The organism is Amycolatopsis sp. NPDC089917, from assembly GCF_040684635.1.
In the GTDB taxonomy this organism is placed as follows: Bacteria; Actinomycetota; Actinomycetes; order Mycobacteriales; family Pseudonocardiaceae; genus Amycolatopsis.
In genome coordinates this window covers 51,890-70,553 of sequence record NZ_JBFBGL010000025.1, presented here as the reverse complement: position 1 = coordinate 70,553, position 18,664 = coordinate 51,890, and the positions used below count along the sequence as shown (strand labels likewise).

At 69.6% G+C, this 18,664-nt stretch carries 19 protein-coding genes and 1 pseudogene; 9 read left to right on the top strand and 11 right to left on the bottom strand.

The annotated features are described in order from the left end of the window. Window positions 1-301: 301 nt before the first annotated feature. Window positions 302-736, bottom strand: a complete 435-nt coding sequence (locus AB0N89_RS19755) for a cysteine dioxygenase family protein (protein ID WP_364206378.1) — start codon at window positions 734-736, stop codon at window positions 302-304. A 198-nt stretch (window positions 737-934) separates the two neighbouring features. On the opposite strand from AB0N89_RS19755, the gene AB0N89_RS19750 reads away from it, so the two are divergent. After that, on the top strand, window positions 935-1,804 hold the full coding sequence (locus AB0N89_RS19750) for a LysR family transcriptional regulator (protein ID WP_364206376.1): 870 nt from the start codon (window positions 935-937) through the stop codon (window positions 1,802-1,804). Here the strand turns inward: AB0N89_RS19750 and AB0N89_RS19745 are convergent. Beyond that, window positions 1,780-3,096, bottom strand: coding sequence for an amidase family protein (locus tag AB0N89_RS19745; RefSeq protein ID WP_364206374.1), 1,317 nt, complete (start codon window positions 3,094-3,096; stop codon window positions 1,780-1,782). The genes AB0N89_RS19750 and AB0N89_RS19745 overlap by 25 nt on opposite strands. 99 nt (window positions 3,097-3,195) lie before the next feature. Here AB0N89_RS19745 and AB0N89_RS19740 point away from each other — a divergent pair, with 99 nt between their 5' ends. From AB0N89_RS19740 to AB0N89_RS19725, 4 genes are read left to right on the top strand one after another with little or no spacing between them, the layout of a single operon-like run. Further along, window positions 3,196-4,179 (top strand): ornithine cyclodeaminase, encoded by a 984-nt coding sequence (locus tag AB0N89_RS19740; protein WP_364206372.1) that lies wholly within the window; start codon window positions 3,196-3,198, stop codon window positions 4,177-4,179. Further along, window positions 4,170-5,516: a Y4yA family PLP-dependent enzyme gene (locus tag AB0N89_RS19735; protein ID WP_364206370.1), complete on the top strand. Its 1,347-nt coding sequence runs from the start codon at window positions 4,170-4,172 to the stop codon at window positions 5,514-5,516. Before AB0N89_RS19740 ends, AB0N89_RS19735 begins: the two co-directional genes overlap by 10 nt. Further along, window positions 5,513-6,565, top strand: coding sequence for a cysteine synthase family protein (locus AB0N89_RS19730; RefSeq protein WP_364206368.1), 1,053 nt, complete (start codon window positions 5,513-5,515; stop codon window positions 6,563-6,565). The genes AB0N89_RS19735 and AB0N89_RS19730 overlap by 4 nt, the downstream gene beginning before the upstream one ends. Then, a complete protein-coding gene (locus AB0N89_RS19725) occupies window positions 6,562-7,944 on the top strand; it encodes an MATE family efflux transporter (RefSeq protein ID WP_364206366.1) in 1,383 nt (460 codons plus the stop codon). Before AB0N89_RS19730 ends, AB0N89_RS19725 begins: the two co-directional genes overlap by 4 nt. Here the strand turns inward: AB0N89_RS19725 and AB0N89_RS19720 are convergent. Further along, window positions 7,827-8,882, bottom strand: coding sequence for a hypothetical protein (locus tag AB0N89_RS19720; protein ID WP_364206364.1), 1,056 nt, complete (start codon window positions 8,880-8,882; stop codon window positions 7,827-7,829). The two genes, AB0N89_RS19725 and AB0N89_RS19720, sit on opposite strands and share 118 nt — an antisense overlap. 138 nt (window positions 8,883-9,020) lie before the next feature. On the opposite strand from AB0N89_RS19720, the gene AB0N89_RS19715 reads away from it, so the two are divergent. Then, the gene (locus AB0N89_RS19715; protein ID WP_364206362.1) at window positions 9,021-9,446 is read left to right on the top strand and encodes a Fur family transcriptional regulator; all 426 of its coding nucleotides are present in this window, start codon (window positions 9,021-9,023) and stop codon (window positions 9,444-9,446) included. Window positions 9,447-9,608: 162 nt separating this feature from the next. After that, a pseudogene (locus AB0N89_RS19710) lies at window positions 9,609-9,971 on the top strand (catalase-peroxidase); the annotation flags it as partial. 30 nt (window positions 9,972-10,001) lie between these two features. Here AB0N89_RS19710 and AB0N89_RS19705 read toward each other — a convergent pair. After that, window positions 10,002-10,784: a GAF and ANTAR domain-containing protein gene (locus AB0N89_RS19705; protein WP_364206360.1), complete on the bottom strand. Its 783-nt coding sequence runs from the start codon at window positions 10,782-10,784 to the stop codon at window positions 10,002-10,004. 74 nt (window positions 10,785-10,858) lie between these two features. Beyond that, window positions 10,859-11,236, bottom strand: a complete 378-nt coding sequence (locus tag AB0N89_RS19700; RefSeq protein WP_364206358.1) for a VOC family protein — start codon at window positions 11,234-11,236, stop codon at window positions 10,859-10,861. A 118-nt stretch (window positions 11,237-11,354) separates the two neighbouring features. Between AB0N89_RS19700 and AB0N89_RS19695 the strand changes: the two genes are divergently transcribed. Further along, on the top strand, window positions 11,355-12,140 hold the full coding sequence (locus tag AB0N89_RS19695) for a SigB/SigF/SigG family RNA polymerase sigma factor (protein ID WP_364206356.1): 786 nt from the start codon (window positions 11,355-11,357) through the stop codon (window positions 12,138-12,140). On the opposite strand, the gene AB0N89_RS19690 is transcribed toward AB0N89_RS19695, so the two are convergent. Continuing rightward, on the bottom strand, window positions 12,130-12,888 hold the full coding sequence (locus AB0N89_RS19690) for a decarboxylase (RefSeq protein ID WP_364206354.1): 759 nt from the start codon (window positions 12,886-12,888) through the stop codon (window positions 12,130-12,132). The two genes, AB0N89_RS19695 and AB0N89_RS19690, sit on opposite strands and share 11 nt — an antisense overlap. A 140-nt stretch (window positions 12,889-13,028) precedes the next feature. On the opposite strand from AB0N89_RS19690, the gene AB0N89_RS19685 reads away from it, so the two are divergent. Continuing rightward, complete coding sequence (locus AB0N89_RS19685) at window positions 13,029-13,232, top strand: DUF3072 domain-containing protein (RefSeq protein ID WP_364206352.1); 204 nt, start codon at window positions 13,029-13,031, stop codon at window positions 13,230-13,232. 52 nt (window positions 13,233-13,284) lie between these two features. On the opposite strand, the gene AB0N89_RS19680 is transcribed toward AB0N89_RS19685, so the two are convergent. From AB0N89_RS19680 to AB0N89_RS19660, 5 genes are all read right to left on the bottom strand, one after another. Further along, window positions 13,285-13,410 (bottom strand): hypothetical protein, encoded by a 126-nt coding sequence (locus AB0N89_RS19680; protein WP_005159680.1) that lies wholly within the window; start codon window positions 13,408-13,410, stop codon window positions 13,285-13,287. An 84-nt stretch (window positions 13,411-13,494) separates the two neighbouring features. Beyond that, window positions 13,495-13,926, bottom strand: a complete 432-nt coding sequence (locus tag AB0N89_RS19675) for a pyridoxamine 5'-phosphate oxidase family protein (RefSeq protein WP_364206350.1) — start codon at window positions 13,924-13,926, stop codon at window positions 13,495-13,497. Between the two features lie 64 nt (window positions 13,927-13,990). Beyond that, complete coding sequence (locus tag AB0N89_RS19670; RefSeq protein ID WP_364206348.1) at window positions 13,991-14,752, bottom strand: nucleotidyltransferase domain-containing protein; 762 nt, start codon at window positions 14,750-14,752, stop codon at window positions 13,991-13,993. A 60-nt stretch (window positions 14,753-14,812) separates the two neighbouring features. After that, on the bottom strand, window positions 14,813-15,157 hold the full coding sequence (locus AB0N89_RS19665; RefSeq protein ID WP_364206346.1) for a hypothetical protein: 345 nt from the start codon (window positions 15,155-15,157) through the stop codon (window positions 14,813-14,815). Window positions 15,158-15,510: 353 nt separating this feature from the next. Beyond that, window positions 15,511-18,321, bottom strand: a complete 2,811-nt coding sequence (locus AB0N89_RS19660) for a tetratricopeptide repeat protein (protein ID WP_364206344.1) — start codon at window positions 18,319-18,321, stop codon at window positions 15,511-15,513. Window positions 18,322-18,664: the final 343 nt, after the last annotated feature.

Below are 18,664 nucleotides of genomic sequence, written 5' to 3'. Positions count from 1 at the left end.
CGATGGGGGTCCTGTCCGGTGCCAGGTCCGTGAAGGCCTCCTTGAGGGACTCTGGGTCCCTCAAGGGGGCCTTCACGGACCGGGGCTCGGTGGCGAGAGCGAGGCGAGGGCGGGCGCGCGAGCGGTGAGCGCGACACCTTTGCCTTACCCGTCGAATAAACCCGAATCCCCGCGTGCGGGCACCTCTGCCCGCTTCTCAAAGATCGGTCGGATACCACAGTGCCGGGCTCGAATGCGTCCGGCGATCAGGCGAAGAATTGGTCGACCCGAATCGAGCGCCTTGGTCGAAATGGAGCAACGCTCACGAACTGTAGGTCGGCGCGCTGCGCACCTGGTAATTGCGGCGCACGCTGGTTCCCTTGCTCAGATCGGCGCCGTAGACGTGCAGGGTGATGGCGACGGTGTCGCCCGCGTTGAACACCTGGTGGATGTCGTCGGGCGGCGCGACGCCGCTGACCGAGCCGATGGGACGCTGCCGCTGGGCTGTCCGGACCAGCCGGTCGCCGTCGATGTCGAAGATGTTCTCCGTCTCGGTTCCTTGCAGGACAAGGAAAGTGCACCACACCAGATGGTCGTGGATCTCGGTGCGCTGGCCGGGCCGCCAGACCAGGGCGGTGATCGAGAAGCCGGCTTCGGCGTGCAAGGTGTTGCGGGTGTACCCGGCCGCGGACCCTTCCCGTTCCGCCGCGGTGAGCAGTTCGGTGGTCGGCCGGAGTTCGGTGAGAACGGAAGCCACGGCCTGTGCGGTGACAAGGGGTTCACGTGTTCTTCCGGTGCACAGGCGAAGCCGTTTTATCAGCTCCGAGAGGCCGGGTCTCACAGTGGTGGAAGCGGCGGTCATCGTGTTCTCCTTCCGGTCGCTTCCCATCGTGGTCCGGTGTTCGCCGGGCGTCCAATGCCGACGTTCTTTCCCTTTCATAGGTACTCTTTATGTATGCTGAATCTGGTCCAGCTCACGGTGCTGGCGGCTGTCGCCAGACACGGTTCGATGACCGCGGCGGCGAAGGAACTGCATTACACCCAACCGGCGGTGAGCCACCATCTCGCGAGGTTGGAAGCCGCCACCGGCGCGAAACTGATCCAGCGGATCGGCCGGGGAATCCGGCTCACCCCGGAAGGGAAGCTGCTCGCCGCCCGCGCGGCCGAGATCGTCGGCCGGGTCGAGGGCGCCGAGGCCGAACTGGCCGCGCAGGTCGGGTTGCGCGCCGGGCGGGTCCGGCTGGCCGGGTTCCAGTCGATCCTGAGCACGATCGTTCCCGGGGCGGCCGCCGCGCTGGCCCTCGCCCATCCCGGGATCGAACTGGGGCTGATCGACGAACATCCGGGCGAAGCGCTGCGCATGCTGCGGGAAGGCCAGATCGACGTCGCCCTGATCTTCCGGTACGCCGACACCCCGCGCGAGGAACAGGGGCTGCGACTGGTCCATCTGCTCGAAGACCCGGTCTACCTGATCTCCAGCGAACCCGGGCAGACCGTCGCCGACCATCGCGACTCGACCTGGATCGGCGGCTGCGGCCGGTGCCAGGACGAGCTCGTCACGATCTGCGGCCGCGCCGGGTTCGCGCCGCGCATTTCCCTTGTCAGCGACGACATGGTCGTCATGCAGGCGCTGGTCGCCGCCCGGATGGGCGTCACGACGCTGCCTCGGCTGGCCCTTCGCGCGCACCGGGTGGCGGGTATCCACGCCACCGAACTGGCCGAGGACCCGCGCCAGATCTACGCCGTCACGTACGGCGATCCGCCGGATCCGCCCGCCGCCGCGGCGCTCATTCACGCGCTTCAGGCCAGTATCGGATCCTGCTGATTCGCCAGGGCGCTCTCGACGGAAGCCCCGATGGCCAGCAGTTTCCGGTCTTGGCCGAGCGCGCCGTCGAGCGCCAGTCCGGCGGGCAGGCCGTTCCGGTCAAGCCCCATCGGGACGGTCAAGCCGGGGAAGCCCGCGATGCTGCCGTTCTGGCAGTTGCGGATGAAGGTCGCGGACGTCGGGACCGTCCGCCCGCGCAGCACGAAACTCTCGACGGCCGAGAACTCCTTGGCCGTCGCCGGTGTGGTGGGAAAGGCCAGCGCGTCGATGCCGGTCTCGCGGAAGATCCTCGCGTAGGTGCCGCGCAAGGTCGCGCGAGTGGCGAGGGCCGTTTCGTAGACGGCCGGATCGACACCCGGTACGACCGAGCCGGCGAAGATCTCGCGGACGTCGGCCGCGGCGACTTCTTCGACGAGCCGCTCGAACGAGACCCCGGGAACGTACTCCTCGAGATAGGCCCGGAGTCCGACGCCCGCTTCGTGGATCACCAGGGGCATGCCCTGATCGGCGCTGAGCTCGGCGAGCGCGGTGTCGTCGATCGGCACCATCGCGACGCCTTCCGCGCGCAGACGGGCCAGCGCGGACTCCCACAGTTCTTCGACGTCGTCCTCCAGGCCGCCGGTCAGGAAGCCGTGTGGCACGCCCAGCCGGACCGCCGACGGCGGGATCCCGTCCAGGGGTTCCGGCCGCTCCGCCGCGAGGACCGAGTCGAGGAGCGCGAGATCGGTGACGGTGCGGGCGATCGGCCCGGCCGTGTCCCGGGTGCTGCTCAGCGGGGTCAGGCCGTCGGACGGGTAGCGGCCCGTGGTGGGCCGGAAACCGCAAACGCCGTTGAGCGCGGCGGGGACGCGCACCGAGCCTCCGGTGTCGGTGCCCAGGCCCGCCGGGACGATGCCCGCCGCGACGGCGACCGCGGTCCCGCCACTGCTGCCCCCGGCGAAGCGGAACGGGTCGCGGGCGTTGCGGACCGGGCCCGCCGGCGTCGTGTCGCAGGTGATGCCGAACGCGAGTTCGTGCATGGTCGCCTTGCCGACGACGACGGCGCCCGCGTCGATCAGCCGCCGGACCACGCTCGCGTGCTCGCGCGGGACGTGGTCCGCCAGGGCCGGAGTGCCCGCGGTGCTCGGCATGCCCGCGACGTGGATGTTGTCCTTGACGACCATCGGGACACCCGCCAGCGGGCCCGCCGGTCCCGGTGGGCGGTCATCCGGCGCGAGATGGGCGATGGCGTGGAGATCGTGGGCTTTTTCCGCTCGTGAGCGGCTTTCCGAGGCGCTCCAAGATCTCTTCACGGCGCCAGCTTAGCGTGACAAGGGACACAGTTAGCGATAAAGACAATCATTTTCATTAAGCTCCGGCCGGATCCCGCCCACCAGAAAGGTCCAGCGTTCATGAACTCCGGCCCCTCGCTGCACATCCTCACCCGCACGGATCTGCACAGCCTCGAACTCACCCCGCACGAGGCGATCACCATGGTCGAAGACGGCTACCTGGCCTACGCGTCCGGAGCTTCGCGCAACCCGGCGAAGCTGATGGTGCCGATGCCGGATCCCGCGCGGGACGCCGTCGCGTACTCGATGCTCGGGTACGACGGTTCCCTCGAACAGGCCGCGTTCAAGACGAGCTACCGGCAGGGAAGCACGTCGGCGGAGAAGTACTACACGACGATCACGCTCTACGACGACACCACCGGCCTGCCGTTCGCGCTGATGGACTGCCATCGCGTCGGCGCGACCCGCACGCCCGCCAGCACCGCGCTGATCGCGCGTTCCTGTGCCCGCCCGGGCGCTCGCTCCGCGCTCATGGTCGGCACCGGCGCGCAGGGGATCCGGACGCTGCCGTACCTGCTCACCGCGTTGCCGGACCTCGAACGGCTGCGGCTGTTCGGCACGCATCCGGACGGCCTGCGGGACAGCGTCGCCGCGTTCAAGGACCGGTTCCCGGACCGCGAGATCGAACTCGTCGACGACGTCGAGGCCGCGGCGCGCGAGTCCGACATCGTGGTCGCCGCCTCCGGCAGGGCCGCGCATCCGAAGATCCGGCTCGGCTGGCTGCCGCCGGGCGGGCTGCTGATCTCGGTCGCCAGCAAGGGAGTCCAGGAGGGAACGCTCGCCGAGGCGGACCACACCGTGGCCACCCACGGCGCGCAGGTCGAGGTGACCGGGCAGCGGATGGCGGGTCCGGACGGCGTCTTCCGGATCGACGCCGAACTCCCCGAGATCCTCGCCGGCCGCGCCCCCGGCCGCCGCGGCGACGAAGACCGGGTGTTCGCCTTCAGCAGCGGCATGATCATCACCGACATCCCGGTGGCACACGCGCTCGCCGCCCGCGCCATCGCGGCGGGCCGCGGCCGCGAGGTGGCCCTGTGGACCTGATCGACACCCTGTCCCCGCCGCTGCCCGCGCTCGAACGTCCTTGGGCGCACCAGTTGCGTGACTCGGAGATCCTCTGGGAGATCGCCCGCGGTGTCGGCGGCGGCCCGTTCCACGTCGTCCATCCGGCCACTTTCGCCGAAAACCTGGGGGAAATGGTCGCGGCGCTCGCCGCCGAGCGCGTCGACGGCACCGTCTACTACGGGAAGAAGGCGAACAAGGCGGCCGCGTGGCTGCGGGAATGCGTCCGGCCCGGCACGGGCGTCGACGTCGCGAGCGTGCCCGAACTGGTGCACGCCTTGGGCAACGGCGTGCGCGGCGAGGCGATCGGGGTGACCGGCGCGGCCAAGCCGGACGGTCTCCTCTGGCTCGCCCTGCGGCATCGCTGTCTCATCGCGGTGGACGCGGCCGACGAACTGGAACGCGTCGCGCGACTGGCCACCGAACTCGGCGAGACGGCCGAAGTGCTGCTGCGCGTGCGACCGCCATCCGCGCCGGAGAGCCGCTTCGGTTTCGCTCCCGACGCCCTGAGCGCGGCCGTTCGAAGGTGTGACTCCCCGGTCGTCCTGCGCGGTTTCTCGTTCCACCTGGACGGCTACGACCCCGTGCCGCGAGCGGAACTCGCCGCGTCCCTGATCGAGCTGTGCCGGGACGCCCGCGCGTCCGGGCATCCCGCGTCGAAGATCAGTATCGGCGGCGGGATCGCCGTGTCCTATGTGGACGCCGATGCCTGGGCGCGCTTCGAGTCCGGCAGGCACGACGGCTGGTTCCACGCCGGCCGCAACCCGGCCCGGACCTATCCGTACCACCAGGCGCCGACCGGCGCGGCCATGGTCACCGCCGTCCTGCGGCACGAGATCGCCGGGAAACCGCTCGCGGAACGCCTGCGCGACGCCGGGATCGAGCTGCTGCTGGAACCCGGCCGGGCACTCGTCGACGGCGCCGGGTTCTCGGTTTTCCCGGTGCTGGGCTGCAAAACCGCCGACGACCACCTGATCACCACGGTCGCGGGCCTGTCCATGAGCCTGTCCGAACAATGGAAGGGCAGTGAATTCCTGCCCGATCCGGTCCTCGTGCGCCAGGACGGCCCTGGCGGAACGCCGGTGCGCACCATCGTCGCGGGGTCGAGCTGCATGGAGTACGACGTGCTGACCTGGCGCGTGGTCGGGCTGCCCGCGCGGCCGAGGACCGGCGACCTGCTCGTGTACCCCGGCACGGCCGGCTACCAGATGGACAAGAACGAGAGCGGTTTCCACCAGCTGCCGTTGCCGCCGAAGGTGGTGGTCGACGGCGACCGCTGGCACGCCGACACCGACTATCCGATCCAGGAGATCCGATGACGATCGTCCAGCGCGCGTCCGACCTGATCGGGGAGACGCCGTTGCTGGAGCTCGCGCGCACCGGCACCGGGACGCGGCTCCTGCTGAAACTCGACCACTTGAACCCGACCGGTTCGTGCAAGGTGCGCATGGCCCGGCAGATGATCGACGACGCCGAACTCGAAGGCAGGCTGCGGCCCGGCGGGCACATCGTCGAGCCCACCTCCGGCAACACCGGGAACGGGCTCGCGCTCGTCGCGCTGGAACGCGGCTACCGGTTCACCGCCGTCGTCGATCATCACGCGGCCCGCGAAAAGCTCCGGATGCTGCGCGCGCTGGGCGCGGACCTGGTGTTCGTCGAATGCCCGTCGGACGGCGGGGTCAGCTCGGTGCGGCGGCGGCGGGTCGCGGCCCGGATCGCCGCCGAGACCGGGGCCTATCACCCCGATCAGCACAACCATCCCGGCAACGGCGGCGGTTACGCCGGGCTGGCGCGGGAACTGGTGCGGCAGCTGGGTTCCGTCGACGTGCTCGTCGCCGCCATCGGCACCGGTGGCTCGCTGTGCGGGACGGCCCGCGCCCTGCGCGCGGCGGGAGCGGGCACGCACGCGGTGGCCGTCGAACCCGTCGGATCCATCATTTTCGGTGGCGCGCCGGGGATCTATCACCAGACCGGCGCGGGCAGCCCCGCCGGGTTCCCGATCGGGGACAACGTGGACCGGTCGGTGATCGGCGAAGCCCACCGCGTGTCCGACAGCGACGCCTTCGCCGGGGCCCGCGTCGTCGCCCGGCGCACCGGCGTGCTGGTCGGCGGCACCACCGGCGGCGCGATCCATGTCGCGCTCCGGCGGCTCTACGCGTATCCGGCCGGAAGTCTCGTCGTGGTGCTGTGCAACGACGCCGGGGAGAAGTATCTCGACTCGGTCTACGACGACGAGTGGCTGCGCGCCAGGGGAGTGCTCGACGAGCTGGCCCACCGCCGGGTGGACCGCTGGTTCACCACCTACGCCGAGTCCGTGCGCGTCGCCACGCGCGACAGGACGGCCCACGCGATGGCGGTGGGCGCGTGAGCACGGCGGTGGAGACCCGCGGCTACCGGGCGCTCGTCGCGCTGGCCTCGCCGATCGCGGGCATCCAGCTCGCGCAGGTCGCGCTCACCAGCGTCGACCTGGCCATGCTCGGACTGCTCGGCGTGACCGCGGTAGCGGCCGGTGGCCTGGCGATCCTGCTCTACAACCAGATCCGCACGATGTGCGTCGGCATGGTCACCGGCGTCGGGAACCTCGTGGCCGCGGCGGCCGGGGCGGGGGAACTCCGCACCGGGACGGACGGGCTCGACGAGCGCGCGCGGGACGAGATCCGGTCGCTTTCGCGGTCGGCGCTGCTCGTCGCGACCCTGACCGCGGCGATCGGCGCGGTCATCCTTTGTGGACTCGCGATGGCGTTGCCGGTGCTGGGCCAGAAACCGGAGATCGTCTCGCTCGCCAGGGCGATGATGTTCGCGCTGGCGGGCGGGCTGTTCCCGATGGTGTGGCTGAACGTGCTGCGGCAGTTCGCCGTGGGGCTGCGGCGCCCGGGGTCGCTGCTCGCGGTGACCCTCGTGTCGATCGCGGTCAACGCCGCGCTCGACGCGGCCTTCATCCACGGCTGGGCGGGCCTGCCCGAACTCGGCGTCACCGGGATCGGCCTGGCGACGACGCTGGTCCAGTTCTTCACCCTCGCCGTGTTCGCCTCGGCCGTCCGCCGGGACCCGCTGCTCCGGCCCATGGTGTCGCTCGCGCTCTGGCGCGCGGATCCCGCGGTGGTGCGGCGCGTCGTCCGTCACGGGACGCCGATCTGTTTCACCTACGGGTCGGAGGCCGCGATCACGTCGATCGCGACGATGCTGATGGGCGCCTTCGGCCCGGCGATGCTCGCCGCGTCGAACGTCGCGAACCAGCTCGCCTACATCGTCTACCAGGTCAACATCGGGCTGTCGCAGGGATCGTCCATTTTGGTCAGTCGCGCGGTCGCCCACGGCGAACGGCGTCAGGCCCCGGTGATCGCCCGGCAGGCGTTCACGCTTTCGTGGTCGTTCATGGCGGTGGTGAGCCTGGGCTACCTGGTGGTGCCCGGGTTCCTGGTGTGGCCGTTCCTGCACGACGAGACCGACGCCGTGGTGCTCGGGACCGCGTCGACCCTGTTGCTGTTCGCCGTCGCGCAGCAGTACAGCAAGGGGACCCAGAACATCCTCGTCGGCTTGCTGCGCGGGCTCGGCGACACCGTCTCCGGGCTCCGCTGCACGCTCGTCGGGTACTGGGCGGTCGGGGTGCCCGCCATGGTGCTGTGCGCTTATGTGTTCTCTTGGGGCGGGTGGGGTGTTTGGGCCGGTCTGTGCCTCGGTTTCGCGGCGACCGCCGTACTGCTCGGACGGCGGTTCGCGGGATCCGCGACCGGTGCGGCGCGATAGCAGTCGATCCGGTCGAGCAGGTCGCGCGACCCGGAATCGGTCGCGTGTCCGCGCAGCAGCCCCGCCAGCGGGGCGAGCCGGTCCTTCGTCCGGCTGGAACCGAGGCCGCGCGCCAGGTCCACGGCCTCGGTCCCGGTGCGGACGGCCTCGTCGAAATCGCCTTGGAGCGCGTGGTTCTGCGCGAGCATGATGAGGGTGAGCGCCAGGCTGCGGGACATTTCCGCGCCGTAGCCGTCGGTGGCGTCGCGGAGCCGGGAGATCGCCTCGCCGCTGTGCCGGGAGGCGACCGTCCGGGCCAGTTCGGTCAGGACGGTGCCGCGCATCGCGGCCATGTCCGTGGTGCCGAAGAAGGCTTCCCAGGGGCGCGCGGCCGTCCAGGTGTCGGCTCCTTCGAACTGGCTTTCCGCCCGCGCGAGGCTCGCGAGGGCGGCGCCTTCGTCACCGGCCATGGCGAGCGCCCACGCTTCGTTGACCGTCAGGATCGCCTGCGCCCGCCGGGAACCGGACCGGTGGGCGGCGGCCTGTCCGCGGCGGAGATGGCTCAGGCCGCCTTCGACGTCGTGATGGTGCAAAGCCAGCCGCGCGAGGCGGTAGCAGATATTGGCCACGAGATTGTCGTTCCCGGCTTCGGCGGCGAGATCGAGCGCGCGGTCGAACCGGATTCGCGCCGGTATCCGGCGGCCGATGTCGAATTCGGTCCAGCCGAGCAGATTGTGCAGATCGGCGAGCACGGTCAGCAACCGGGCGCGGAGCATACCCGGGACGGCGCCCCAATGGAGCAGGAGACTGACCGTTTTCACGACGTGCACCGCGTCCCGGCTGAAGGCGCCGCCTTGTCGGTAGTCCAAGGCGCGCAGCACGTCGACGGCGTTTTCGAGGCACTCGACGTCGGCCGTCCCGACTCGGCGCGGCGACCCGCCGTTTCCGGTGTTCGTCATGAATCCACCCCGCGCGAAGTCGTGCCCCACCGGTTGAATTACCCGAAGTTGATCCTTTTCAAACAGGCGGACCCGGCCGCGGGATTCGCGCCTGCTGTGATTTGACCGAGTCCAGACACGCTCCTATCGTTTTCGGTGATGTCCGACTTCGAGGCTCGGCTGCGGGCGGTTTCGTTGCGCGTGACGCGGCCTCGGCTGGCCGTGCTCGCGGTGCTGCGCGATCATCCGCACGTCGACACCGAAACGGTGATAACGCTGGTGCGTGCCGACCTCCCCACGGTCTCGCACCAGGCGGTCTACGACGTCCTGAAGGCGCTCACCGAAACCGGTCTGATCCGGCGCATCCAGCCCGCCGGCGCGCTCGCCCGCTACGAGACCCGGGTGGGGGACAACCATCACCATGTCGTGTGCCGTTCCTGCGGCGCGATCGCGGACGTCGACTGCGCCGTCGGCCACACCCCCTGTCTCACCGCCTCCGCCGATCACGGATTCGCGATCGACGAGGCGGAGGTCGTCTACTGGGGTGTCTGCCCCGGCTGCGTGGCCGAACCCGTTCAGCGATGATTTCGCCTGCCCGGAAGGAAGAAAATGAGTGACACACCGGAGAAGGGCTGCCCGGTGGCCCCGGACTCCGTGACAGCGCACGGAAGCGAGAGCGAGAACCCGGCGATCGACGCGCCCACCCCGAAATCGGGCGGCAGGCCGCGCCCCAACAAGGACTGGTGGCCCAACCAGCTCGTCCTCGCCGGTGGCCTGCGCTCCCTCGGGATCAACCACGGCGGCACCCGGCACGACGTCCTCACCGACCGGCCCGGCGTGCTCACCAACGACTTCTTCACCCACCTCCTCGCGCCCGGCACGCGATGGAAGGTGTCGGAGTCCGAGGAGAACGTGTACGAGATCCGCGACGTGGCGACGGACAAGGTGAAGTGGACCGCCACCGCGGTCGACCTCGTCTTCGGCTCCAACTCCCAGCTGCGGGCGCTTTCCGAGGTCTACGCGGGCCAGAGCGCGCGCGAGCGGTTCGCCGCCGACTTCGCCGCGGCCTGGACGAAGGTCATGGAACTCGACCGGTTCGACCTGGCCTGACCCTCGCGTTTCGACGGGGCCGTCACGCGCTCAGGGGACGTCGAGTTCGGTGTGCCGGTCGGCGAGGGTCTTGGCGAGCTCGGCGAGTTTGACGTTGAGGTCCTGGGAGGTACGGCGCAGCAGGTCGAAGGCCTCGTCGGCGGTCAGGCCGCGCCGTTGCATGAGGATCCCTTTCGCCTGCCCGATGACGTCGCGCGATTCGACGGCCCGACGGAGATGGTTCGCCTCCAGATCCGCCCGGCTGACGGCGCCGGTGCTCGCCAGGGCGAGCGAACCGTGCGTGGCCAGCAGCAGCGCGGTGTCCTGGGCGAGGACGTCGAAGGCGTCGGGGCGATGGCTGTAGATGTTCAGCGCGCCGGGCAGTTTCGGCGGCTTCGCGTCGGGCACCAGGACGGTGGAAAGGATCGCGGTGAAGCCGTGCCGGACGGCGGCGCGGGAGAAGTCCGGCCACCGCTTCTCCACGGCCAGATCGTCGCTGCGGACGTGACCGGGGCTGCCGCTGTCGGCGGCGTCGACGCACGGCCCGGTCCCGGCGCTGTACTGCACCTCGTCGAGCTCCAACGCGGCTTCGCCGGTCGACACGGGGGTGTGGAAGGTCCCGTCCGGGGACCGGAGGGTCACCGACACCAGATCCGCGCCCGGGACCACCCGATACGCGGCGTCGATGACCTGTTCGAGCACCTGGGCCGGGGTCGACGCGGCCAGCAGCAGGCGGGTGAGCTCGACGAACTGCTCGGACAGCGGGCCCGTCGGCACGTCACCGCCCGTGCCGAATTCGGCCTTGTCGCGCCGCCAGAGTCGTTCGTCCGCCATCAGTGACCACTTCAGTAGGGTTCAAGTGTTCGTCAGCGAATACCCCGGGCCGTCTTCCCCTAATCCGTGCGGAATCAGGGATCGACGCGCTTGCGCAGCAGGCAGAACACGTTCCCCTCGGGGTCGGCGAGGACGTGCCACGACTCCTCCCCGGTCTGGCCGACGTCGGCGGGGCGCGCGCCGGCGGCGAGCAGCCGCTCCAGCTCCGCGTCCTGCTCGCGATCGGTGGGGTTCACGTCGAGGTGCAGGGGGAGTTTGCCGGGCTTCGGGTCGTCGCTGCGGCTCAGGATCAGGGTCGGCTGCGGTCCGCCGAACCCGGTGCCGGGCGGGCCGATCTCGATGTCTTCGCCGTCTTTGCCGATTTCGACGTAGCCGAGCACTTCGCACCAGAACGCGGCCATCCGGACCGGGTCGGCGCAGTCGAGGATGAGTTCGGTGATGCGGCAGGCCATGCGGCGAGGATAACCGGGTTCATCCGCTTTCGATGTTTGCCCGGCCCCGCCCCCGGGTATTGCCGGAACAGACAACGGGAGCAGGGCCACCCAGGCGGAGGGACGGGATACAGCTTCGATGAACGCGCTGTCCCTGAGGGAAAAGCGACGGAGTGACGACTACTCGCACTGCCGTCCCCTGTTCGAGGAAATGGCCGCCTTGCCTGTCGGCCATCCGGAGCACGCCCGGCTGCGTGAACAGCTGGTTCTCGAGCTTCTGCCGATCGCGGAACACATCGCCGTCCGGTTCAGCGGCCGCGGCCAGCCGAGGGAGGACCTGATCCAGGTCGCCCGGATCGGGCTGCTGAAGGCCGTGGACCGCTTCGATCCCGCGCAGGGCGGCGAATTCCTGGCTTACGCGGTGCCGACCGTGATGGGCGAGGTCCGGCGCTTCTTCCGCGACACCGGCTGGGCGGTGCACGTCCCGCGCGGGATGCAGGAGCTGCGCACCCGGCTCTCCCGGGGGACCACGGAACTGACCCAGGTCCTCGGCCGCGCGCCGACCCCCACCGAACTCGCCGATCATCTGGACCTGGACGTCGACACCGTCCGTGAAGGCCTGCTCGCCGCGAACAGCTACCAGACGTCGTCCCTGGACAAACCGGTCAACGAGACCGAGGGCACGCTTCCCTTGTCCGACGTGGTGGGGGAACTGGATTCCCGGTTCGAGCTCATCGAGGACCGGCACACCGTGGTCCCGCTGCTCAAGGGGCTGTCGGAACGGGATCGGGCGATCATCGTGATGCGGTTCTTCGACGGCCTGACGCAGTCGCAGATCGCCGCGCGCCTGGAGATTTCGCAGATGCACGTGTCCCGCCTGCTCACGAAGATCCTCCAGGACCTGCGGGGCAGGCTCAACGCTTAGCGAACAGTTCGCCCAGCCGGGGCAGGCGCGGTGGCCCGCCCAGTGCTCGTGAGGCTTCCCAGAGGGTGACCGCCGTGGCCGTCAGGACGGGTTTGCCGACGGCGGTTTCGAGATCTTCGAGCAGCGGCGTCGTGTGCAGGGCGGTTTCCGGGATCAGCAGCGCTTCGGCGTCGGGGTGGTCGGCCGCGGTCGCGAGTCCGGTGACGCGCCGGCCGTCCCAGGCGGCGAGAGCGCGGTCCGAGGGGGCGTCGGCCGAAACCGAATGAACCGTGGTGACGCCGGCCTCGGCGAGAAAATCGGCGAAGCTCGCTGTCGTGTCGGGGTGATAGACCGAAGCGAGCGCGACCTTGCCGACGTCCAGGTGGGCGAGCGCGGTGAGGAAAGCCAAGGAGGTACTGCTCGCGGGCACGCCGAGCCGGTCGCCGAGCACGCGTGCTTGTTCACGCGCGCCTTCGAGTCCGTGGGTGAAGCTGCAACTGGAGCAGGCCCAGCTGACGACGTCCGGCCGCGTCGCGAACCGCGCGGCGGCCGAGAGCCGGTCCGGTTCCCCGAGTTCCCGGACGGCTTCGTGTTTTCCGGCTTGGTCGAGATCGTCGAGCCTGCCGATCTCCTCGCCCCATGGGACGTAGGCGAAGTCCACGACGAGACCAGGGTCGAGTCGTGCCGCCAGCGCGAGGAAGTCGTCCTCGCCGCAGTCTCGCGTGGGGTAGAGCAGTCCGATGTGGCGACTGTGGCGTCCGGGTCGCATGGCCACCGGGTACCCGGAGCGGCCCCGCTCACACCGACGGGTGGTGTGAGCACGCCACGGAGGGGGTATCAGGAGCCGTTCGCCGGTCCCGCCGATGGTGGCGGCCGACAGGCGAGTGAACTGACGGAAAGGAACACGTCGTGGTGGACAGCCCCCAGCCCAACCCCGAGAAGGACCCGGAGGAATGGACCACCGGCGACGAGCCGATGACCGGACCGCAACGGTCGTATCTGCGGACACTCGCGCAGGAGGCGGGTGAAGAGCCGCCCGGAGAGCTGACCAAGGCGGAAGCGTCGGAGAAGATCGACCAGCTCCAGCGCGAGACCGGCCGCGGTACGGACTGAGGCGGTGAGACGGTGATCCGGGTCCGTGCCGGATCACCGTCTCACGACCCGCTCACTGGCAGGCTTCGCAGTCCGGGTCGTCGATGCGGCAGGCGGCGCCGTCGGTGAGCGGGAAGTCGAAGTCGTCCAGCGCGGGGACGGCCAGCGTGGTCTCTTCCGGCGTGGCGGTAGCGGACATGTCACTCCCTGAGGTACGGAACGGGTCTCATCTCTCTGTAGCGCTGAAGATCGCCCGTCATTCCGTGACCCGCGCCACAACGGGTCAGACGGCCGCCAGCTCCTTGCCGGGCAGCAGTCCGTTGGGGATGTCGGTGACGCGCCAGGACTCCACGGTCAGCTGGACGGTCGCGATCGGGGTGTCCAGGAACGGCGCCACGTACGGCACCTTCGCCACGAGCAGGTCGCGGGCGGTCTGGGCCCGCTCTCCGTCCAGGATCTCGGCGCGGACCATCGCCTGGAGGAACGGGTCGGCGGGCGAGCCGGTGGAGACGATGACCGAGGCCACCGGGTTGCGCCGCAGCGCGGCGAGGGTGCGGCCCCGTTCCTCCAGCACGAGGACAAGGGTGAACAGGTCGGACTCGGCGAAGAAGACGCCGTTCACCCAGGGGCCGGATTCGCCGGCGGTGGCGAGGTACAGCGACTGGTGCGCAGCCAGTGTGGTCCGCGCGAGGGCGGAGACATCGGTCGTGGACATGGCGACAACTAGAACCCGGAGTGCCCGGTCGGCCAAATCGGACCATCCCATCGGGCGATGTTGGCTACTTAGTGGCGGAATCCGCCGCCTGGAACAGCGCCTCCGCCTCGTCGACGGCTCCGGCGAGGACGCCGGGATCCGCCCGCAGACCGGCGACGATCGCGTCGACTTCGCGCAGCCCTGCCCGCCGCAGGAGCTGTTTCTCGTTGGTGACCCACTCGCCGCGGGCGGCCAGGACCGCGTGCGCGGTCTCCATCGCGGCGGTGGCCAGCGCGCCCGCGACCTCCGTCGCCTGCCCGCGCGGGACGAAGGCGCCACGCGTGTAGCGCAGAGTCAGCTCCGCGCGACCCCGCCACATCGGCGGAGCCGTCTCCCGCAACGCTTCCGGGTACTCCGGCCGCGGCAGGTCACCGCGCAGCACCCGGTTGACGGCGAGCTCGGCGACCGGCAGATAGCTCGGGACGCCCGCGAGGTGGAACATCAACGGCTCCCAGTGGAACCGGCCTCGCCGAGCCTCGGCGAGCTGGTGTTCGACGGCGTCGAGGTCGCGGTAGTGGACGTCGACCGGCTTGCCGTCGATCGTGAGCCACGCCCCGCCGTTGAACACGCCGCCGCCCCAGGCGCCGAGCTCGGAGACCTCGCCGACCCAGCCGACCGCGCGCAGATCCGCGGGATCGAAGCCGCCGCGGTAGTAGACGGCGAAATCCCAGTCGCTGCCGGGACCGTGGGTGTTCTGGGCGCGTGATCCGCCGAGGGTGACGGCGTGCACGGCGGGCAGCGCGGCCAGGTTACCGGCCACGTGGGCAAGGAAGATCTCGTCGTTCATCGCGCGGACGATCTTAGTGACGCCCCCAGGGGAACGCGACGAGATTTCGCGCCAAGTGGATCAGAACGAGATGTTCCCGTGGACGTCACGGGCTTGGACGACCTTCCCCGACACCGTGCCGGAGACCGTGTTCACCACGCCGCCGGTCTCGGCCCGGTTGCCGCTCACCTGTTCCCATTCACGCCGAAGCCGTTGCGCGAACTCGGGATCTTCGGTCTCGGTCGCGGACAGCCGAGCCGCCAGTTCCCGGACCTCGGTGGAATCCTCCGCGGCGCCTTCGGCGGCTTCGAGGACCGCCGTGGCTTCCGGGTCGTCGGAGAACTTGTCCTTCACCAGCTTGTACAGACCGACCACCGAACGGGCCGCGAGGGCGGCGGCGAGGGAAATGAGGACCGGTTCAGGCATCGGAGCGCTCCCCGTCGGTTCCGGTCGGGCACGGTCGTCCTCACAGTACCGGGATCCGAGGGCTTGCGGGTGCCCGGACCGAGGTCCGGGCACCCGTCGTTTGTCAGCAGTTCCACCAGGTCGCGACGACCGCGAAAAGCGTAGGGATGTCAGGGAGCGCAGCGAGAATCGCAGGGATGGACAACGTACTCCTCGGGAAAGTGAAAATGCCGGGCGTTTATTGCCCGACGCGGCATGTTAGGCAGTAACCGCCCGCAACCGCAACACCGTGGACGTACGCAGAGTTGTTCGACCATTCGGGTAACACTCGTTCGACATGCACCTTTGGTGGAGAACGGGTTACAGAAGCCTTGCTACGACCGCAAGTGATCATCCTTTCGGGGAAAAAGTCTCCCGTTCGGGCGAGGAGGCGCCGGCAGTGCCACGGTGTCCTCGTCGCCCGACCTCGCCGACGGGACGACCGGATCCGGACCGTCGATCTCGGCGACGAGGCTGTCGAGTTTCACGGCCTTCCGTTCCCGGCCGGTGTCCCGGTAGAGCCCGGCCGCCTGCCGCCACACCCATCGGGCGTCTTCGCGATTCCCGCGATCGGCCAGAATCCGTCCCAGCGCGGCATAAGCCCTGGCCCGTCCGTTGACATGGTTCGCGCGTTCGGCCAGTTCAAGGGCGTGCTGGGCGTGCCGCATCGCGTCGCCGTCTTGTCTCCGGGCGTGCGCGAGTTCGGCCGTCACGGTGTAGAGCCGGGTCGCGGTCGTCAACCCGACCTGGTCCAGGAGTTCGTGGGCTGAGCGCTGATGCGAATCCGCGGCGTCCAGGTGCCCGAGCGTGGTGTACAGGTCGACCAGTGCCGTGTGGGTCGTCACCGTGCCCGCCACGTCGTTCGCCTCCCGGCGCAGGTCGAGCGCGAGCCGATAGTGGGGTAGCGCCTGGTGATGGAGGTCGAGCTCCACGAGCGCGTCGCCCAGTCGATGGGCGGCCACGGCGTGCCTTTCCCTGTCGCCGATGGATTCCGCGAGCCGCAGGCATTCCCGGAAGGTGGAAACCGCCTCGCGCAGCCGCCCGGAGTACTGATGACGGCGTGCCAGGTTCAGCATGACGGTCACTTCACCCACCGCGATCCCGAGCTGCCGGGACAATTCGAGCGCTCGGCCGAAATATCGGTCCGCGAGGTCGTAAGCGCCGGTGATCAGGTGGATCTCCCCGAGATCGTTCAAGGACGACGCCTCCGCCTGGACGTCGTGATCCGCGACGGCGGAGGAAATCGCGGTGGTCATCGTGCTGATGCCGTCTTCGTACAACCCGTAGCGCTTCAGCGTGTCGATCAGGCAATGCGGCAGCCGCCAGGCGTAGCCGTGCAGGCCTTCCTTGGCGGCGTGGTGCACCACGGACACGAGATTGGACCGCTCCAGGAGGCTCCAGCGCAGGGCTTCGGAGACGTCGTCGAAGCGGTGGGGAACGCAGCCCGGTTCGAGGGGCGGCATCGGCGGCGCCTGACGATGCGGGAACGCGGTCCGCCGCGCCGCGTCCGCGCTGTGCAGGTAGTAGGACAGCAAGCGCCGCCGGGCCGCGGCGAATTCGTGGTCGTCCCGGACGAGGATGGCCGCGTACCGGTGCAGGAGGTCGTGCGTTCGGTAGCGGTCGAGGTCGGCGGGCTGGAAGACGAGGTGAGCCGAAACCAGCGAGTCCAGGGCCCGCTGGGTTTCCCGGCGGGTGGTGGCGGCCATCGCGCTCAGCGTCTCGATGCCGATCTCGGTTCCGGGGTGGATGCCCAGCAGCCGGAAGACGCGGGCGCCTGCCGACGGTAGCGCCCGGTACACCAAGGAAAAGGCCGAGTCGAGGCTCGCGTCCGCACTGTCGCCGTCGTCGCCGATGTGCAGCAGCGTGTCGGGATCGCGCAGCTGGCCGACGAGGGTCGTCAGAGTGGTCCCGGCCTGGATGGCGGCGCGTTCGGCGATGAGGGTGAGCGCGAGCGGGAGCCCGTCCCCGATGTCCGCGAGTTGCGCCACGGCCTCCGGTTCCCGCGCCGTCCGGGCGCCGATGCGCCGCACCAGGAACTCGGTCGAGTCGGGCGCCGGCAAGGTGGTGAGGGTGAGATTCCGGACGCCGTGGCGGACCGAAAGCGCGGTGAGACGGCGGCGTGAGGTGATCACGACCACGCATTCGGCCAGGGCGGTGAGCAAGGGGCGGACGTGCGCGCTGTCGGCCGCGTTGTCCAGGATGATCAACATCGGGTGTTCGGCGAGCAGGGAACGCAGTTTGGTCTCCCGTCCCGCCGGTCCGGTGATGGACTTGACCGGATAGCCCAGCGCGTCGAGGAGAGTGTCGATCACTTCCGGCACTTCCACGCGCGGCGCCGCGCCGTCCCCGTGGAGGTCGATGAAGAAGGTGCCCAGGGTATGCCGCGCGCTGGTGCGGTGGGTCCATCGCACCGCGGTGGCCGTCTTCCCGACCCCGGCCGCGCCCACGAGGGCGACCACCGCGGGATGTGGCGGCCCTTCGTGTACTCCGGTGAGCTGGTCGAGCGACGCCAGGATCGCTTCCCTGCCGGTGAAATCGGTGATGTCGCGGGGCAAGCGGCGCAGCAGGAGTGGAACGTTCGGCTCGCGGTGTGGCGCGGGAAGCCAGGCGGCGGGCGGCTCGGGATCCGGGAAGGAATCCTGGAAACGGCGCAGCTCTTCGGCTCCTCTTTCGTCACCGTCGGCGAGAAGTTTCCGGCGCGCCAAGAAGTAATATTCGGTGGCGTCGTTGTGCCGCCGGAGTTTGTGCAGCAAGGTCAGCCGTCGTCGCGCGAGGCTGACGATGAAACCGTGTTCACGTTGGAGATCGTTGAGCCTGCGAAGCGCGGGGTCGAACTTCTCCAGTCCGATGTACGCGTCGATCAGCAGGCCGTTGGCGGGTATCCATTCATCGGCGACGACGGAATTGCGCCAGTTCTCCGCCCATTCCGTGTGCACCTCGACGAGGGGAATGTCGCGCCAGAGAGGAAGCGCGTCTTCGAGAAGCGAGCGTATTCGTTCATGGTCGTGTTCGCGGGCCGCCTGGTGCGCGGAAGTGATCAGTTCGCTGAGCCGGAAGTAGTCGATCGACTTACGGTCGACAGTGAGCCGGTAACCGCCGCCGGTGTTGTCGAGTCTCGCGTTCGCGTCGCTCTCCTGAAGGGTCATGCGAACCCGGTTGGCGTAAGTATGCAGTGTCGCACCAGGGTTTTGTGGTCTCCGGTGGTCCGGCCAGGCTTGCCTGACGAGCGTCTGGATGGGAATGTGCCGTCCTGCCTGTGCGAGCAGGACGGCGAGCACGGCGTGTTCTTGCGCTCGTCCCCATTGCACGGTCAAATGACCGTGCATCCGTACGATTGTCTGGCCGAGAAATCCGAGTGAAATGAGCTGCTCCACGGGGCCTCCCCTCCCAAGGTGTCACCGAAGTGACCCGCGCTCCCGCGATCGAGTTTCGCAGGTGGATCCGGATCTGGCCAGGTCAGCGAGGTGACTGACAGGCATCTGTCCTGTC

Coding starts and splice junctions, on each gene's coding strand:
- AB0N89_RS19750 (WP_364206376.1), top strand. CDS start 935: ATGCTGAATCTGGTCCAGCTCACGGTGCTGGCGGCTGTCGCCAGACAC.
- AB0N89_RS19740 (WP_364206372.1), top strand. CDS start 3,196: ATGAACTCCGGCCCCTCGCTGCACATCCTCACCCGCACGGATCTGCAC.
- AB0N89_RS19730 (WP_364206368.1), top strand. CDS start 5,513: ATGACGATCGTCCAGCGCGCGTCCGACCTGATCGGGGAGACGCCGTTG.
- AB0N89_RS19720 (WP_364206364.1), bottom strand. CDS start 8,882: ATGACGAACACCGGAAACGGCGGGTCGCCGCGCCGAGTCGGGACGGCC.
- AB0N89_RS19715 (WP_364206362.1), top strand. CDS start 9,021: ATGTCCGACTTCGAGGCTCGGCTGCGGGCGGTTTCGTTGCGCGTGACG.
- AB0N89_RS19705 (WP_364206360.1), bottom strand. CDS start 10,784: ATGGCGGACGAACGACTCTGGCGGCGCGACAAGGCCGAATTCGGCACG.
- AB0N89_RS19700 (WP_364206358.1), bottom strand. CDS start 11,236: ATGGCCTGCCGCATCACCGAACTCATCCTCGACTGCGCCGACCCGGTC.
- AB0N89_RS19695 (WP_364206356.1), top strand. CDS start 11,355: ATGAACGCGCTGTCCCTGAGGGAAAAGCGACGGAGTGACGACTACTCG.
- AB0N89_RS19690 (WP_364206354.1), bottom strand. CDS start 12,888: ATGCGACCCGGACGCCACAGTCGCCACATCGGACTGCTCTACCCCACG.
- AB0N89_RS19680 (WP_005159680.1), bottom strand. CDS start 13,410: ATGTCCGCTACCGCCACGCCGGAAGAGACCACGCTGGCCGTCCCCGCG.
- AB0N89_RS19675 (WP_364206350.1), bottom strand. CDS start 13,926: ATGTCCACGACCGATGTCTCCGCCCTCGCGCGGACCACACTGGCTGCG.
- AB0N89_RS19670 (WP_364206348.1), bottom strand. CDS start 14,752: ATGAACGACGAGATCTTCCTTGCCCACGTGGCCGGTAACCTGGCCGCG.
- AB0N89_RS19665 (WP_364206346.1), bottom strand. CDS start 15,157: ATGCCTGAACCGGTCCTCATTTCCCTCGCCGCCGCCCTCGCGGCCCGT.
- AB0N89_RS19660 (WP_364206344.1), bottom strand. CDS start 18,321: ATGACCCTTCAGGAGAGCGACGCGAACGCGAGACTCGACAACACCGGC.